This is a genomic window from Bacillus cereus group sp. MG16 (genome assembly GCF_040459875.1).
Taxonomy (GTDB): Bacteria; Bacillota; Bacilli; order Bacillales; family Bacillaceae_G; genus Bacillus_A; species Bacillus_A paranthracis.
Genome location: NZ_JARVHE010000001.1, coordinates 3,656,153 through 3,671,844 on the forward strand (window position 1 = coordinate 3,656,153; position 15,692 = coordinate 3,671,844).

A 15,692-nucleotide genomic window follows, 5' to 3' on the forward strand; every position below is an offset into this window, starting at 1 on the left:
TTGAAGGTCAATAGAGAATTAAAAAATAGGTAACTGAATTATACAAATGAATGTAAATTTGTAATCCATTCAAAGGTTTTCACCTTATTTTTTCACTACAGGAATTTGAATTTCAGTTACTTGCTCATCTGGATTTTCTGTTACAGACCAATCAATTAATGCAATCTCAATTGCATCTCCGTCTATTTCATACCCTTCTTGATCAATGTATTTCATTAACTTCTTATATGTTTCATCAGTTTCTTCATATGGCCCGTGGTGATATACACAAGCAAATATACCTTCTTTAATTTCATCTGAACTATGCACTTGAAAAGGCATATAATCCAAAAGAATAAACACACTACTATATGCTTGAAACTCCTCTTGCATCAATCCTTTTTTCGCAACAGTTACACCGATATCTCCAGAAAATAAGCTATCATCCATTTGCCTCATATTTTTTTGCAACGAATGAATGTAGTACTCAAACATATCGTCCGTTGTATTTGGAGCAACCGCAATTGCTGTAATTTTTCGCCGCGGGATCTCTTTCATTACCATTTCTTCAGCTTTTGCTTTTGTGGCTTCCTTAATCAAATGAATTCTATGCTCCATTTTCGCCAAAGCGTACTCAATTTCTCTTTGTTTTTTCAACATCATTTCTTGTTGTTTTTCCAGTAAATTCAGTGCGTATGCTGGATTTCTTTCATCAATATATTTCTTAATTTCCTTTAATGGAATATTTAATTGGCGTAAAAATTTTATCGTATCTAATAGTGAAAATTGATCGATTGTGTAATAGCGATAATTTGTTTGTGGGTCCACAATGGACGGATGAAAAATTCCCTTCTCATCATAATAGCGTAAAGTAGATTCCGCTATATTATGCATTTTTGCCATTTCTCCGATTGTAAAGCGTTTATTTAATAACATCTTTTATTTCCTTCCATTTCTATTTATTTCATTATATGTTCATTCTGTCTTCAAAACAAAAAAGAATTCCCCTACGAGAATTCTTTTTATTAACTCTTAAACCTCTATTATTATAGGAAGGATCATCGGTTTTCTTTTCGTATTAATATATATAAACTTCCCTAAGGCCTCTCTTACTTCTCTTTTCAAAATACCCCAACTATTCACATTCTCTTTCTTCAAATTATTAATTGTAATAACAGCTAATTTATTTAATTCCTTCAAAAACTCTTCTGAATCACGAACATAGACAAATCCACGAGAGATAATATCAGGACCGGAAATAATTTCTCCATCCACTTTATTAAAGGTAATAACTATTACGAGCATTCCATCTTCTGAAAGTTGTTTTCGATCACGTAATAAGGCATTTCCAACATCACCAATTCCTAATCCATCTACATATATATTTCCAGCCTGTATTTTTCTAGATTGAACGGCCACTTCATTACTAATATCTACAACATCTCCATTACGAACGATAAAGATATTTTCTTTTTCGACACCAATTGATTCTGCTAACAAACTATGGTGATGTAGCATTCTAAACTCTCCATGAATGGGGATAAAATATTTAGGTTTCATTAAAGTGAGCATTAATTTCAATTCTTCTTGATACGCATGACCAGATACATGGACTCCAGTAGAACTACCTGATCCGTAAATCACTCTTGCCCCTAATGCAAATAAGTTATCGATAATTCGCGAAACATTACGTTCATTTCCTGGAATAGGAGTCGCAGCTATAATAACTGTATCTTCTGGTAAAACATCTACTTGCCTATAGTTTCCACTAGCTAAACGCGCTAAAGCTGCCATTGGTTCTCCTTGACTTCCTGTACAAAGTATTGCGACCTGCTTTGGATCTAAATGATTTACCTCATTTGCTTCAATTAGCATACCATCTGGAATATTTAGATACCCTTTCTCTAGAGCAACTTCTACTACATTTACCATACTTCTGCCGAGCAAAGCCAGTTTTCGATTTGTTTTTATACAAGCTTCAACTATTTGCTGAACACGATTCACATTAGAAGCAAAAGTAGAAATAATCACTTTCCTATTTGCTTTCATAAATATTTCCTCTATCCGTTCCCCTACCGACCTTTCTGATGGGGTAAATCCAGGTCGTTCTGCATTTGTACTTTCAGATAGTAAAGCTAATACACCTTCACTACCTATTTTAGCCATTTTATGAATATCAGGATGTTGATTATTAACTGGTGTTAAATCAAATTTAAAATCACCTGTATGTACTATAGTACCTTCTGGTGTATGAAAAACAATACCGAGGCAATCTGGAATACTATGATTCGTTTTAAAGAAAGTTGTCTTAATAGCACCGAAATCAATTTCTGATTCTGAATGAATAACGATTAATTCTGTATCATCTTGAAGGTTATGTTCCTTTAATTTAATTTCAATTAAACCTAACGTTAACTTCGTAGCATAGATTGGTACGTTTAGTTGTTTTAAAAAATATGGTATTCCCCCAATATGGTCTTCATGTCCATGCGTCACGACTAATCCGCGAATTTTTTCTTTATTTTCTTGTAAGTATGTGATGTCTGGAATGATTAAATCAATTCCTAATAAACTTTCATCTGGAAATTTTGATCCACAGTCAATAACGACAATATCATTTTCAAATTGAATAACATACATATTTTTCCCTATTTCATTTACTCCACCTAAAGCAACGATAGACAAGTTATTTTTTAATGAATTCAAATGATAAAACCTCCCTTTCACATTTATAATTCGTGAAATAGCATTTAGGCTTTATTATTTGTAATAAAAAAGGACTTCATACTATTTCATACATATAAAATCCACACGCTAATCTTATATGTATATCCCTAATAACACCGTCTCTCTCTAAAAAAGCTCCCATTTTTTCATTGATTTTTTACAAAATATATTATATATTAATTACAGGTTCAAATTACGAGTTCAAAAGAACTTGTAATCAGACCCTTTGTTTAATGGGTTTTACATATTTTCATTAGGCAAATTCCGAGAAATCGTATGATAAAAATAAAAATGATGAGGAGAGGATCCGATGGAATTCGAATTTTTCTTTCAAATTGCACTTATTTTATTAAGTACAAAGCTTGCTGGTGATCTTAGTGTCAGATTAGGTCAACCTTCTGTACTAGGTAAATTAATTGTCGGTATCGTTATCGGTCCAGCTGTATTAGGTTGGATTGAAAACTCAGAACTTCTAACACAATTAAGTAATGTTGGTGTTATTCTTTTAATGTTTATGGCAGGACTTGAAACAGACTTAGAGGAATTAAACGCAAATCGTAATTCTTCTTTAGCTGTTGCACTCGGAGGTATCATTCTTCCATTCGTAGGTGGTTACGTTTCTGGTCTTATTATGGGAATGGAACAAGGAAATGCTGTATTTTTAGGATTACTTTTATGTGCGACAAGTGTTAGTATTTCCGTACAAACACTTCGCGATTTAGGAAAGATGAAAACACGTGAAAGTACAACTATGCTGGGCGCAGCTGTATTTGATGACATTCTTGTCGTTATTTTATTAGCATTTGCAATGAGTTTCCTAGGTACAGACGATGTTAACTTAACAATGATTATCTTGAAGAAAGTTGTATTCTTCGCTTCTATTATTTTAATCGGATGGAAAGGTGTTCCTGCGATTATGCGCTGGTTATCACCGCTACGCGTATCTGAGTCTATCGTGAGCGCGGCTCTTATCATCTGTTTCTCATTCGCATATTTCGGCGAACTATTAGGAATTGCTGGTATTATCGGTGCTTTCGCAGCTGGTATCGCTATTTCTCAAACGAACTACAAACATGAAGTAGAAAAGAAAGTAGAGCCAATCGCTTACGCTATGTTCGTTCCAGTATTCTTCGTAAGTATCGGTATGAATATTACATTTGACGGTATTGGCGATCAAATTTGGTTCATCCTAGCATTAACAGTAATCGCTGTATTAACGAAACTAATCGGTTGTGGCTTAGGTGCACGAATGACTGGATTTGATGCTAAGTCTTCTGCAATTATCGGTTCTGGAATGGTTTCTCGTGGTGAAGTTGCACTTATCATCGCAGGAACAGGACTTTCTTCAGGTCTACTAGCACAAGATTACTTTACAGCTATCGTTATTGTCGTTATTTTAACTACAATGATTACACCACCAATGTTAAAATACACTTTTGGTGCAAAAGATAAAGCAATGAAAGCAAGTAAATAAGTTTAATAAAAAAGAAGCTTACTATCTTATAAGATAGTAAGCTTCTTTTTCGTTTTATCTTTAAACAATCCCGTTCGTTTTTAACCATTTTTCAAAAATAATTCGTGCTTCATCATCATCAATATCATTACGAAATGAATACACCATAATGCCATAATCATCTACATATTCACCTAGCTTCATTTCCTCCACTTTCTTATAAAAATCGTCTACCTCATAGTGTGGAATATACGCATCCCAAACTGGTTCATGTATTCTTTTGTACGCCGTCACTTCTAAATCATATCCATCTTCATAATATCCGATGTGATAATGTTGACTAGGTTCATATTTCTTCATAATAATTCCCCTCCCTTTGAAAACGTATCATATTTCACCTAATAAAGTGAAACTTTAATCAGCCCTCACCAATCGGACTTTTATGGGCAGCCCGCCCCCACCTAACTTCTTTACTTTCGCTGCATTTTGAGGTGGAGGTCTTACTGCCCATTAAAGTGAGATAAACAAAAGCGAGCTGTAATCACAGCTCGCTCGATTCATTAAATGCGTTCCATCGCTGTCTTCAACGTTCCAACAACAAAGGCAATTTCTTCACTTGAAATAATAAGCGGTGGTGCTAGCGTTAAAACGTTATTATATCCTGCTGTTGTCATACCGTTTCTACCTATAATCAACCCTTTTTCTTTACAAGCATTTACCACACTTGCAATTTTGTCGTTATCAATTGGCTCTTTCGTCTCTTTATCGTTTACTAGTTCAATTCCCACTAGTAGACCTTTTCCTCTAATATCTCCAACAAGTGGATGCTCTCCAATTTCTTCTTTTAATTGTTCTAATAAAAGCGAGCCCATTTGTGCAGAGCGCTCAATTAAATTTTCATTCTCCATAATTTCTAAGTTTTTAAGTGCTAGTGCACAAGCTGCAGGATTTCCACCAAATGTATTAATATGACGGAAGAATTCATATTCTCCCTTTCCTTTAAATTCTTCATATATTTCTTTTTTCACAGCTGTTGCTGATAATGGTAAATATGCACTTGTAATCCCTTTTGCCATTGTAATAATATCTGGTTTCACATCATAATTCATAAATCCAAATGCCTTTCCTGTACGCCCAAAACCGCAAATCACTTCATCGCTAATGAGCAAGGCACCGTGTTTTTGACACGTTTCATGAACAGCTTTCATATAGTCTTGTGGCGGCATTAAAATGCCTCCGCCTGTAATAATTGGTTCCATAATAAAAGCTGCAATCGTTTCACTTAGTTCCCATGTCATGACCCGATCTACTTCTTTTACACATTCTACATCATAAATGTTCTCTCTTTCTATTCCAGGCATACGATAACAATCTGGCGGCGTTACATGTAAAAATCCTGAAGCAAATGGCTCATATTGATATCTACGCTGTGCTTGTCCCGTCGCTGCCATCGTTGCCATTGTATTCCCATGATAGCCGCGGTAACGTGACATAAATTTATAACGATGTGGTTCACCTTTTTGTGCATAGTATTGTCTTGCTATTTTAAAAGCTGTTTCATTCGCTTCCGAACCACTATTAGAGAAGAAAATAACATACTCTCCTCCAAGCCATTCATTTAATTTTTCTGCAAGCTTTATAGCCGGTTCATGTGATTGTGACATCGGAAAGTATGATAATGTTTGTAATTGCTTATATGCCGCTTCTGCAAGCTCTTTTCTGCCATATCCACTATTCACACACCAAAGACCACTCATACCATCTAAATATCTTTTTCCTTGTATATCTTCAACCCAGCACCCTTCTGCTTTTGCCCCTACCATTGTACTATTTGGACTAAAGGGACGCATTCCGTGCCAAACATATTGCTCATCTTTTGCTAATAATTCATCAGTCTGTTTCGTTTTCATCATTTCTTCCACCTTCCATAACAACTTATTTTTCACAAAAGCTGCGCTGGTACCATGATGATTTAAATTTCTCCCTGCTTATTTTCATTCCACAAAATTAAGACAAATCCTACTTACAAAGCAGTATTATTTACAAGAAAATGACAAAAGAAAAAGGAGCTTTTCTTATCTATCGAAAAGCTCCTCTTTTTTAATGCGAAGACGCGTCACTAATACCATGCCCAGTATTAGATTTCACGAGAATTTCATCAAATTTCGCTGCATCTTCTTTCTTACTAGATAAAACAGTTCCTAAATACGCTGCAAGAAATCCAAGCGGAATCGAAATAATTCCAGGTGTCGTATATGGGAATATCGCTTCCCCAACAAATATAGCTTTTCCAGCTACAGGGTTCCATACATTTGGGCTTAACGCTACAAGAACAATAGCTGATACAAGACCAGCAATCATACCAGAGATGGCACCTGTTGTATTGAAGCGCTTCCAATATATTGTGAATAATATAACTGGCAAGTTTGCACTCGCTGCAACTGCAAATGCTAACGAAACTAAAAATGCTACGTTCAACGTTTGAGCAAATAACGCTAGTATAATAGATAATACAGCTACTCCAATAGACGCATAACGAGCCATGGATACTTGCTCTTTTTCCGTTGATTTCCCCTTACGGATAATTTCATTATAAAAATCATGTGCGAATGCGGATGCTGCTGTTAATACAAGGCCTGCCACTACAGCTAAAATCGTTGCAAAGGCAATTGCTGATACGAAAGCAAATAAGAAATCTCCGCCCAATGCTTTCGCTAATAAAGGTGCTGCCATATTACCAGCAGGGTTTGCTTTCATAATCGCCTCATTCCCTACAAACGCCGCTGCCCCAAATCCTAAGAAAATCGTCATAATATAAAATGCGCCAATTAACCATGTCGCATATACGACAGATTGACGTGCCGTTTTTGCATCACGTACTGTAAAAAAGCGGACAAGAATATGTGGTAACCCCGCTGTACCAAGGACTAGTCCTAAATTTAAAGATAGCGTATCAAGACCATCTTTATACTTTACACCGGGATTTAAAAACGACTCTTTTAACGGAGTAGCTGTTTTCATTTGCGCGAACATTTCCGTCACACTGAAATTAAATTTAGCGAAAACGATTACAGAAATAATAAATGTACCGGCCATAAGTAATACTGCCTTAACAATTTGCACCCAGCTCGTCGCAGTCATACCACCAAAAATAACATACACAGTCATAAGTGTACCAACGATTAATACAGATGTTGTATATTCGATTCCTAATAGTAATTTAATAAGTGCACCCGCACCAACTAATTGTGCAATCATATAAAAAATGGATATCGTCATCGTATTAAGCGCTGCAACTCCGCGAACTTTTTTCGCATCAAAACGCGCCGCAATCATATCTGCTAATGTGTATTTCCCCAAGTTTCTAAGCGGCTCTGCAACTAAGTATAGTACAACTAAATAAGCAACTAAGAAACCGATACTATAGAAGAAACCATCAAACCCAGTTAACGCGATCGCTCCTGCTATACCAAGAAAAGATGCAGCAGACATATAATCTCCCGCAATGGCCAGACCATTTTGCCAACCAGTTAATCCTCCTCCAGCTGTATAAAATTCACTCGCATTTTTCGTTTTCTTCGATGCAAAATAAGTTATGACGAGTGTACCAAGTACGATGATTAAAAATAGTGCAAAAGCGGTTGTATTCAAAGTCAGCCCCTCCCTTTTTGCATCTCTTGCAGAATATTTTGTGAGATTTTATCAAAGGATTCAGCTTTTTTGCTGTAAATCATACATAATGACCACGTCATAATAAATTGTGCAAAAGCAAATACCCACGCCCACGTAACATCACCAAATGCCGGTGTATTGAGTACCTTTGAATACGATGTTAAAATAGGTAACGCAATAAAAAAACTTAAAAAGAAAATACTCATTGGAACGATGAACTTCTTTTTCGTATTTAATAACAATTGAAATTCTTCTGACTGAACAACCTCTGTATAATTCACCTCATTTTGTAACTTACGTGCTGACGTATCATCTCGTTTCATTCTCTAATCCCCTCTCTTACTGAAAGTACAATTCCCCCTTGTATACCAAAAAACTAAATTTTATAAATATTCAGAAACTTATTTTCATTTTAGACAATCCATACATTCCTGCAAAGATTTTTCGATAGACATTTTTCGGCATTTTCCCCTAAATTTTTAATATACTTTTTCAACATAAAATTTACGCACCAGTGAAGCTTTCATACTCATTAAAATAGAATAAAAAAGTAGTGCTTATCGCACCACTTCTGTTTTTTTCTCTTTTTCTAAATTACGAGCTGTTTCGCTTAATTCAACGTCTTTTCCATCTTTAAGCGTTCCAAATATGAAATCGAATACTGGATTTGAAACACCAAACCAAAATTTTTCATTTTTATAATGGTGTAATATGTGCTGTTTTTTTAGCCACCTACCAAACTTGGTGACGGGACGAATTGGCTTATGTGCAATATAATGTTTCCATTCATAAACGAGAAGCATAATAATCATTCCGATTCCGAATGAAAGTGTAATGGTAACACTTTTTGTTATCACGTATGATATAAGTAAATATATAGTAAAGCTCGGTATACTAAACCATACAGGTAAAAATAACAGTTTTAAATCATCTGGATAGACGTGATGGTCATAATGTAATCTTCTTAGCATTTTTAATAAAAATACGTTTTTAGGTGGTTTTAAGTGAAATAAAAAACGGTGTGTCATATATTCGTTTAGCGTATAAAAAATAATATCAAACAAACAAGCTAACAAACCGATCCATGTGAAAAATTGCATTTTTAAAATAATGATAAAAACAAATAAAATACTATACATAATAACGATATCATGTTGTAAAAAGAACTCTTTCCCCACCCTCTTCATCTTCCTTCCCCCTTTTCAAAAAAAACAGTCGCAACATATCGTTACGACTATTTCTTTTCTATATCTTATTCTATACGCTTTACAAATTTGCCTGTTGCTCTATTGTCGAGAAAAAATTGTTCGGTCCAAATATATTTTGCTTTGGAATAATATGTTCCACCGCAAACACTGTTACTTCTCCTCTTTGTACCTCTCCAATGATAAGTCCAAATATTTCATGATTTACAGCAAACGTTGGTTGCTTTGTTTGTAGTAATCTTGCTGCATTATGAAATACCGCTTCATATAGTGGATTTCTATCAGTAATTTCTTTTCTGATTTTTGGTGCTAACGTAATAATGATTTCTTTTCCGTCAATAGTGGTTCGATACATAAAAATCTCCCCTTCAATCTTATGTGAACAACTGTAAAGCTTTGTATGCAAAATGGATAGAATATCCTACTAAAATAATACCTGCTCCGGCTGTTATATAGCCAAGTGCTTTTCGCTTTAATAAAGTTCTGCCAAAATGGACAGAAAAAGCAATATTTACATTCCATAAAATAATACCAACGATAATACAAAGACTGTACAAAAAGGCTTCTTGTTTCGTTACCTTCGTAAGCAATGAGCTAAGTGTACTTCCGTATATACCAAACCAAAAAACAAGATTTAATGGATTGGATATCGCAATTAAAAAACCTGCCATAAACGATTGTTTAAGGCCGCCTACCTCTTCTTTTTTATATTCCATATTCGATTGAGAAATTCCTTGTTTTACACTTTGAAATCCTAAATAAAATAATAAGAAAAACCCTGTGCAATACATAAAAGCTTGTACATATGTATACATAAACAGAGAAGATAAACCGAAATAGATGAGAAGCATAAACAAAATATCTGCTGTCATTCCACCAATTCCAACAACCCACGCATGCCAAAAACCTCGTTCAATTCCTCGTTTTAACATTTCAATATTAATCGGACCTACTGGCGCAGCTAATGAAATACCTAATACAATTTGTTGTATAATCGCTCCGAACATCACTCTATCCTTTCTACTTCCTTTACTATTAAGTAATGATGTAATAATTAAAAATAGACTAGCTTCCCTCAAAATATTTACTACTAAAATACCCTTTTTTATCCAAAATATGCAAAAGAGCCATCCAGATGATGACTCTTACTTTTCTATCTTATGAAGAAAAGGACATTTTCCTTTTAACGGTTCTACATCGTCTCCTATAAAGTATTGTTTCCATTCACGATGATCCGGATCACCATAATGACTAATGTTAGGATGTTTCGGCAGCTGATCCCACTTTTCAACTCGCTCACGGACCGTTTGCCTAGAATATGCTCCTTTAGGACGATCCCCTTCTAATCCATCAAATATAGTACGTGGCTGAAATCCAATAACGAGAGAATTTCCTAAATGCCTAGTTTTTCGTTGTTTATAGGCTGGTGCGTTTCCAAATGCGAATATCGGTTCCCCGCCAAATGAAAATTCCCATAAGTAATGGTCTGGGTCTTTAGGAATTTGCTTTGGCCATGTTTCCTTATCGTTTTCATGTAAATATTGTAGTACTTTCCAAAAGTAATCACGGTAATATTCCAGTGATTGCTCCTCACATTCCGGTTCTACAAAAAGAAAAAAGCCTCTTCTTACAATTGGACGCTCTTTCATTAGCTCTAAAAAAGATAACATTGTATGTGGCAAATGACTCCAATCATTATGAGAGAGAAATGAATAACGAAGTTCATTCTTTTTTAAAGCTGTTAAGCCGAAATAGCACGGAAAAGTTGGTTCTAGCACAACACTCGAAAAATTTTGAAATTCCTTTGCAACCCAATTCGGTATGTCGTTTCTCGTTCTCATTCCTTCATTATCTAATAAATAAGACTCATTCATTCTTTCACCTCATTATGTATAGCGTTCAATTAAGACTATTACATACTCGGCCTGTCCTATACCTATTAAAAAATTTGGCTAAAAAATTATTTAAAAATACAAAAAAATAAAATCGCTTACTTGACTAAATTCTCCCAATTCGTGTATATTTAAATTAATCATTTAGCAGAATATTCAAGATTATAGCATTTTTAGTTTATATTATCTTTTCAAATGAATTTCACTAAATGAAAAAACGTAAATGTTTTCTAGGAGGAATTGTAACATGCAAGGAAAAGTAAAATGGTTTAACAACGAAAAAGGTTTTGGATTTATCGAAATTGAAGGCGCTGACGATGTATTCGTACATTTCTCTGCTATTCAAGGCGAAGGCTACAAAGCTTTAGAAGAAGGTCAAGAAGTATCTTTCGATATCACTGAAGGAAACCGTGGACCTCAAGCTGCTAACGTAGTAAAACTTTAATCCAACATATGACAGGAGGTTACCTTACTTGGTAACCTCCTTTGTTATTCCTTTGTATATTTCCGTTTTCCAGAGCAAAAACTATGTGAAATGCGCACTATACAAAGGAGGAATTATTAATGGGATCAGAAGTAAATGATTTTGAAGAAGTGAAATTCCGTGTAGAAACAGCACAAAAAATGGTAGGATCAGCGACAATTTCAATGGATCCAGATACATTAGAGCATGCTACTACTGCTGTAGAAGCAGCTCGCTCTCAGCTTGAAATTATGAAATCTGTTGCAACAGATTTAGACGAGCCATTTTTAATAAATGAGGAAAAGAAATTAAGCGAGTGTGAGCATCAATTAAATGAAGCGAAGCACTAAAAAACATCCAGAGAGTTTTCTCTGGATGTTTTTTCATGACAACTGTTCCCCATATTTTTTCAATGTTTCTCCAACTGTACATTGTCTTATACAAAAGGAATGAGCATAATACTTACTATTTGTCTTTCGATTATGTTCTCGCAAAAAACATCCTTCACAATACGTTTCTAATAAGTCATTTACCTCTGTAATGAGTTGCTTTTTATCCACCTTTGCACCTCTCTATTCGGTTATTTCTTTATGACTATCAATCACTGTTCCTTCTAATGCTTGCGTAGCTAATTGATGTGCTTCTTTATTTTGTTTTCTTGATATAGGTTCACATACAAGTTTTAATTTCATTTGCTTCGCCTTTTGCTCAATTTGGTCTAAATAATGATTTAAATGTTCATCATAACAAGGCCATTCTCCAGCCAATTGCTGCAGTACAACTTGAGAATCTCCGCGAAGCGTGACCGCTTCATACTTAATCCCTAATTCCTCGAGTATATTCATGCTATATAATAGTGATGCATATTCCGCTTCATTATTATCATATATACCTTCTATATATGCATTACGGCGAATTCGGTATTTTGCATTTCCTTTTTTATAGTATACACATATGCCTATACCAGCTTCTTTCGTCTGTACATCATAGCCGCCATCAAAATAAACGAGTATTTCTTGGGGTTCTTCCTCCACTTGTTTGCTCAGCTTCTTCATTTCCTTTAATGACCATTCTGCATCCATTTCATCGTAAAATAATAATTCTTTCACTCTTCCTGTTTTCTCGAAATCCTCCGCAAATTGAAGTGCTTCTTCTATGTTCATATAATCTGTCGTTAATTCCGTCTGAAAACCGCGTTTTGTTTTATACAACCAATGAATTTTATATTTCATACTAGATTCCCCTTATGTAAGACTTCTTATATGTATCCAGCTAATGAAAGCCTCACTTTATTTTATTATATTTTATCAAGAGTCAAAGAATTATATTCAATATTATCACATGCAAAAAGAGCTATCCCTATAGGAATAGCTCTTTCATCTATTACATAAATCTTTCAAATTGTACTCGTTTATTAATCCAGTACATTACAGGCATACCAATCGCCATAACAACAAATTCACCGATTGCACATGTTAACCAAGTCAACATGAATGGTAAATCAAATGCAAGATGAAGTTCAATTGCAATCATAAACATTGTAATTGTAAAAATAACTGTATTAAAAATCATACGAGCCCAAACACCTTTAATAAATCGCATAGAAATAATCGTTGCAACTAATGCAAGAATAGATTGCCCTACTCCAAATACTAAATCGTAAGCGATCATAGGTGAGAAAAAGAGATTCGTTAAAAATACACCTAATACAATTCCGTAAATTGCTTTCTTATTAAATACAACGAGATGATTAAACATCTCTGAAATACGAAACTGTACATTCGTAAAGCCAAATGGCTGAATAAGCATAGAAACAGCAATATATAATGCCGCTAAAATACCATTACCGACTAAAGTTCTAATATTCATGACAAAATCTCCTTAGTTTTTTTACGTGGGATGGTTTCGAACCACGTTATTCGTTTTTTAAGCAACAAGACTATATTTTACGCGGTAGCCCCCCTTTCGTCAATAGATTCCTACCATGAACTACCCTTTTTCTTTTAGACAACGTATAATGAAATATATGAAAGATTTAGGAGGTTTTACTTCATGACTGCAACAATTCAAAATGAAAAAGTGATCGTTACCATCTCTGACAAAGGTGCAGAATTACAAAGCGTTCTCTTAAAAGAAGACAATACAGAATACTTATGGCAAGGTGATGCTACTTATTGGGGACGCCGTGCACCAATTTTATTCCCAATCGTCGGCCGATTAGTAGATAATACATACTACGTAGATGGTAAACCTTATTCTTTAACACAACACGGCTTTGCTCGTGATCTTACATTCTCTGTAGAAGAACAAAGTGAAACGAAAATCACCTACATTGTAACTAGTAATGAAGAAACATTAAAAAAATACCCATACGAATTCGAATTACTCGTTTCTTATGAACTAGACGGACAAACCGTTCATGTAACATACGAAGTGAATAACCCTGCTTCAAAAGAGATGTTCTTCTCAATCGGAGCACATCCTGGTTTCAATTTCCCGTTATTAGAGGGCGAGTCATTTACAGATTACCACCTATCTTTTAATGGTTCAGAGCGTTTAGAAACGAGCGTATTAGAAGGACCTCAGCTTTCAAATAAGAAGCAACTAATTGCTGAAAGTACGAATGAGTTGCCACTTACATACGACCTATTTAAAAACGATGCACTTATTTTTGAAAATATGAATACAGATGAAATCTCCATCCGTTCTCATAAACATAATAAATTCGTAAAAGTAGAATTTGACGGATTCCCATTTGTCGGCGTATGGACACCAGGCGAGAATGCACCTTTCTTATGTATTGAACCTTGGTACGGAATTGCTGATGAAGTAAATCCAGCAAAAGATTTCAAGGAAAAAAAAGGGATTCAATCTCTACAAGCGAATGAAACATTTACATGTCGTTATAGTATTACAATCGGCTAAGTTACTCTATCCCCTACTTCAAAGAAACATATAGGTAGGGGATCATCTTATCATTTGGAGGTTTCTCATTTTGATTGAAGTATATATTGATGGTGCATCAAAAGGAAATCCTGGTCCTTCTGGTGCAGGCGTATTTATTAAAGGGGTTCAACCCGCTGTACAATTATCATTGCCCCTTGGGACAATGTCCAATCATGAAGCAGAATACCACGCTTTACTTGCGGCATTAAAATATTGCACGGAGCATAATTATAACATTGTCTCTTTTCGTACAGATTCGCAACTTGTTGAGCGAGCTGTCGAAAAAGAATACGCAAAAAATAAAATGTTTGCACCACTATTAGAGGAAGCACTGCAGTACATAAAAAGTTTCGATCTCTTTTTTATTAAGTGGATTCCAAGTAGTCAAAATAAAGTTGCTGATGAATTAGCTAGAAAAGCTATCTTACAAAATTAACGGGGGGATGAGTGTGAAAAAAGATTGGATTGCTCCTCTTGCTTTATTATTTGTGTCTTTTATTTGGGGAGCTACATTTGTTGTCGTTCAAAATGCTATGTCTTTCGTTGGTCCATTTACATTTAATGGTATACGTTTTTTATTCGCTGGAATCATTTTATTATTCGTTCAACTGATTTTCTCAAAAAAAACTTCAAAACAACATATAAAACAGAGTAGCCTCGCTGGATTAACCGTTGGATTCTTTTTATGCGTCGGCTATGTATTACAAACATTCGGCTTACTTTATACAACTTCTTCAAAAGCTGGTTTCTTAACAGGGCTTAGTATCGTTATGGTACCAATCTTGTCTTTTATCTTTTTAAAACAAAAAGCTACTATTTTTATCGTAATTGGCATTGCTGTAGCAACAGCGGGTTTATATTTATTAACAGCAGGTGATTCTTTTCAATTAAACATTGGAGATATACTCGTTCTCGGTTGTGCAGTTGCTTTCGCTGCTCATATTCTCGTTAACGGCTTCTTCTCTAAAAAAATATCACCTTTATTGTTAAGCACATCGCAAGTATTAGCTGTCGGTATGTTTTCTTCTATTTGCGCCTTTTTGTTTGAAGATTGGGAAAATTTATTTTCAGTAGCACTATGGACGAATTCTTCCTTTTTATTTGCTCTATTTCTAACTTCCCTGTTCGCGACATCCATTGCTTTTTTCATTCAAACATCAGCACAAAAACATACGTCTCCAACGAGAGTAGCAATTATTTTCGCAATGGAGCCCGTTTTCGCTGCCTTAACAGGCGTTCTCGTTGCAAACGAACAACTTTCTATTTCCGCTATTATCGGATGCCTCTGTATTTTCCTAGGCATGGTTTTTGTTGAATTACCTTCTAAAACAAAAAAAGAAGCGCAGGCTGCGTGA

Annotated in this window: 19 protein-coding genes and 1 riboswitch; of the genes, 6 read left to right on the forward strand and 13 right to left on the reverse strand. The window is 34.9% G+C overall.

The window, feature by feature from the left end; genetic code table 11:
• Positions 1-84 precede the first annotated feature (84 nt).
• Positions 85-915: a MerR family transcriptional regulator gene (locus tag QCI73_RS18880; protein ID WP_262724878.1), complete on the reverse strand. Its 831-nt coding sequence runs from the start codon at positions 913-915 to the stop codon at positions 85-87.
• Between the two features lie 96 nt (positions 916-1,011).
• Complete coding sequence (locus QCI73_RS18885) at positions 1,012-2,685, reverse strand: ribonuclease J (RefSeq protein ID WP_353823537.1); 1,674 nt, start codon at positions 2,683-2,685, stop codon at positions 1,012-1,014.
• 331 nt (positions 2,686-3,016) lie between these two features.
• Here QCI73_RS18885 and QCI73_RS18890 point away from each other — a divergent pair, with 331 nt between their 5' ends.
• Complete coding sequence (locus QCI73_RS18890; RefSeq protein ID WP_000393887.1) at positions 3,017-4,180, forward strand: cation:proton antiporter; 1,164 nt, start codon at positions 3,017-3,019, stop codon at positions 4,178-4,180.
• Between the two features lie 60 nt (positions 4,181-4,240).
• Here the strand turns inward: QCI73_RS18890 and QCI73_RS18895 are convergent, their stop codons facing one another.
• From QCI73_RS18895 to QCI73_RS18930, 8 genes are all read right to left on the reverse strand, one after another.
• Positions 4,241-4,519 (reverse strand): DUF3986 family protein, encoded by a 279-nt coding sequence (locus tag QCI73_RS18895; protein ID WP_353823539.1) that lies wholly within the window; start codon positions 4,517-4,519, stop codon positions 4,241-4,243.
• 200 nt (positions 4,520-4,719) lie between these two features.
• Positions 4,720-6,069 (reverse strand): aspartate aminotransferase family protein, encoded by a 1,350-nt coding sequence (locus tag QCI73_RS18900; protein ID WP_000850972.1) that lies wholly within the window; start codon positions 6,067-6,069, stop codon positions 4,720-4,722.
• A 190-nt stretch (positions 6,070-6,259) separates the two neighbouring features.
• Positions 6,260-7,810 (reverse strand): solute symporter family protein, encoded by a 1,551-nt coding sequence (locus QCI73_RS18905; protein WP_044790363.1) that lies wholly within the window; start codon positions 7,808-7,810, stop codon positions 6,260-6,262.
• 2 nt (positions 7,811-7,812) lie between these two features.
• Positions 7,813-8,154, reverse strand: coding sequence for a DUF485 domain-containing protein (locus QCI73_RS18910; RefSeq protein WP_353823540.1), 342 nt, complete (start codon positions 8,152-8,154; stop codon positions 7,813-7,815).
• Positions 8,155-8,388: 234 nt separating this feature from the next.
• Positions 8,389-9,018, reverse strand: a complete 630-nt coding sequence (locus tag QCI73_RS18915) for a sterol desaturase family protein (protein ID WP_353823541.1) — start codon at positions 9,016-9,018, stop codon at positions 8,389-8,391.
• A gap of 79 nt (positions 9,019-9,097) precedes the next feature.
• Positions 9,098-9,391, reverse strand: coding sequence for a hypothetical protein (locus tag QCI73_RS18920; RefSeq protein WP_000286361.1), 294 nt, complete (start codon positions 9,389-9,391; stop codon positions 9,098-9,100).
• A 19-nt stretch (positions 9,392-9,410) separates the two neighbouring features.
• Entirely contained in the window at positions 9,411-10,043 is a 633-nt protein-coding gene (locus QCI73_RS18925) for a LysE family transporter (RefSeq protein WP_327923219.1), read from the reverse strand.
• A 138-nt stretch (positions 10,044-10,181) separates the two neighbouring features.
• Positions 10,182-10,910, reverse strand: coding sequence for a YqcI/YcgG family protein (locus QCI73_RS18930; RefSeq protein ID WP_262724874.1), 729 nt, complete (start codon positions 10,908-10,910; stop codon positions 10,182-10,184).
• A 265-nt stretch (positions 10,911-11,175) separates the two neighbouring features.
• Here QCI73_RS18930 and cspB point away from each other — a divergent pair, with 265 nt between their 5' ends.
• Positions 11,176-11,373, forward strand: coding sequence for a cold shock-like protein CspB (cspB, locus tag QCI73_RS18935; protein ID WP_001161727.1), 198 nt, complete (start codon positions 11,176-11,178; stop codon positions 11,371-11,373).
• 119 nt (positions 11,374-11,492) lie between these two features.
• Positions 11,493-11,741, forward strand: a complete 249-nt coding sequence (locus QCI73_RS18940) for a DUF2564 family protein (RefSeq protein ID WP_000534391.1) — start codon at positions 11,493-11,495, stop codon at positions 11,739-11,741.
• Between the two features lie 33 nt (positions 11,742-11,774).
• On the opposite strand, the gene QCI73_RS18945 is transcribed toward QCI73_RS18940, so the two are convergent.
• From QCI73_RS18945 to QCI73_RS18955, 3 genes are all read right to left on the reverse strand, one after another.
• On the reverse strand, positions 11,775-11,951 hold the full coding sequence (locus tag QCI73_RS18945; RefSeq protein WP_000358801.1) for a zinc-finger domain-containing protein: 177 nt from the start codon (positions 11,949-11,951) through the stop codon (positions 11,775-11,777).
• 12 nt (positions 11,952-11,963) lie between these two features.
• Positions 11,964-12,623, reverse strand: coding sequence for a ribonuclease H family protein (locus tag QCI73_RS18950; protein WP_076870894.1), 660 nt, complete (start codon positions 12,621-12,623; stop codon positions 11,964-11,966).
• 151 nt (positions 12,624-12,774) lie between these two features.
• On the reverse strand, positions 12,775-13,260 hold the full coding sequence (locus QCI73_RS18955) for a QueT transporter family protein (protein WP_001026467.1): 486 nt from the start codon (positions 13,258-13,260) through the stop codon (positions 12,775-12,777).
• Between the two features lie 6 nt (positions 13,261-13,266).
• A riboswitch (PreQ1 riboswitch) is annotated at positions 13,267-13,311 on the reverse strand.
• Between the two features lie 132 nt (positions 13,312-13,443).
• On the opposite strand from QCI73_RS18955, the gene QCI73_RS18960 reads away from it, so the two are divergent.
• The 3 genes from QCI73_RS18960 to QCI73_RS18970 all read left to right on the forward strand — a co-directional run bounded on the left by QCI73_RS18960 (position 13,444) and on the right by QCI73_RS18970 (position 15,692).
• On the forward strand, positions 13,444-14,316 hold the full coding sequence (locus QCI73_RS18960) for an aldose 1-epimerase family protein (protein ID WP_353823542.1): 873 nt from the start codon (positions 13,444-13,446) through the stop codon (positions 14,314-14,316).
• Positions 14,317-14,386: 70 nt separating this feature from the next.
• Positions 14,387-14,773: a reverse transcriptase-like protein gene (locus QCI73_RS18965; RefSeq protein ID WP_000573873.1), complete on the forward strand. Its 387-nt coding sequence runs from the start codon at positions 14,387-14,389 to the stop codon at positions 14,771-14,773.
• Between the two features lie 13 nt (positions 14,774-14,786).
• On the forward strand, positions 14,787-15,692 hold the full coding sequence (locus QCI73_RS18970) for a DMT family transporter (RefSeq protein WP_353823543.1): 906 nt from the start codon (positions 14,787-14,789) through the stop codon (positions 15,690-15,692).

Excerpts from the sequence above, each read along its gene's own strand:
- QCI73_RS18955 (WP_001026467.1), bottom strand. The coding sequence starts at position 13,260 with ATGAATATTAGAACTTTAGTCGGTAATGGTATTTTAGCGGCATTATAT.
- QCI73_RS18910 (WP_353823540.1), bottom strand. The coding sequence starts at position 8,154 with ATGAAACGAGATGATACGTCAGCACGTAAGTTACAAAATGAGGTGAAT.
- QCI73_RS18940 (WP_000534391.1), top strand. The coding sequence starts at position 11,493 with ATGGGATCAGAAGTAAATGATTTTGAAGAAGTGAAATTCCGTGTAGAA.
- QCI73_RS18915 (WP_353823541.1), bottom strand. The coding sequence starts at position 9,018 with ATGAAGAGGGTGGGGAAAGAGTTCTTTTTACAACATGATATCGTTATT.
- QCI73_RS18925 (WP_327923219.1), bottom strand. The coding sequence starts at position 10,043 with ATGTTCGGAGCGATTATACAACAAATTGTATTAGGTATTTCATTAGCT.
- cspB (WP_001161727.1), top strand. The coding sequence starts at position 11,176 with ATGCAAGGAAAAGTAAAATGGTTTAACAACGAAAAAGGTTTTGGATTT.
- QCI73_RS18900 (WP_000850972.1), bottom strand. The coding sequence starts at position 6,069 with ATGAAAACGAAACAGACTGATGAATTATTAGCAAAAGATGAGCAATAT.
- QCI73_RS18930 (WP_262724874.1), bottom strand. The coding sequence starts at position 10,910 with ATGAATGAGTCTTATTTATTAGATAATGAAGGAATGAGAACGAGAAAC.
- QCI73_RS18950 (WP_076870894.1), bottom strand. The coding sequence starts at position 12,623 with ATGAAATATAAAATTCATTGGTTGTATAAAACAAAACGCGGTTTTCAG.
- QCI73_RS18895 (WP_353823539.1), bottom strand. The coding sequence starts at position 4,519 with ATGAAGAAATATGAACCTAGTCAACATTATCACATCGGATATTATGAA.
- QCI73_RS18880 (WP_262724878.1), bottom strand. The coding sequence starts at position 915 with ATGTTATTAAATAAACGCTTTACAATCGGAGAAATGGCAAAAATGCAT.
- QCI73_RS18920 (WP_000286361.1), bottom strand. The coding sequence starts at position 9,391 with ATGTATCGAACCACTATTGACGGAAAAGAAATCATTATTACGTTAGCA.
- QCI73_RS18890 (WP_000393887.1), top strand. The coding sequence starts at position 3,017 with ATGGAATTCGAATTTTTCTTTCAAATTGCACTTATTTTATTAAGTACA.
- QCI73_RS18960 (WP_353823542.1), top strand. The coding sequence starts at position 13,444 with ATGACTGCAACAATTCAAAATGAAAAAGTGATCGTTACCATCTCTGAC.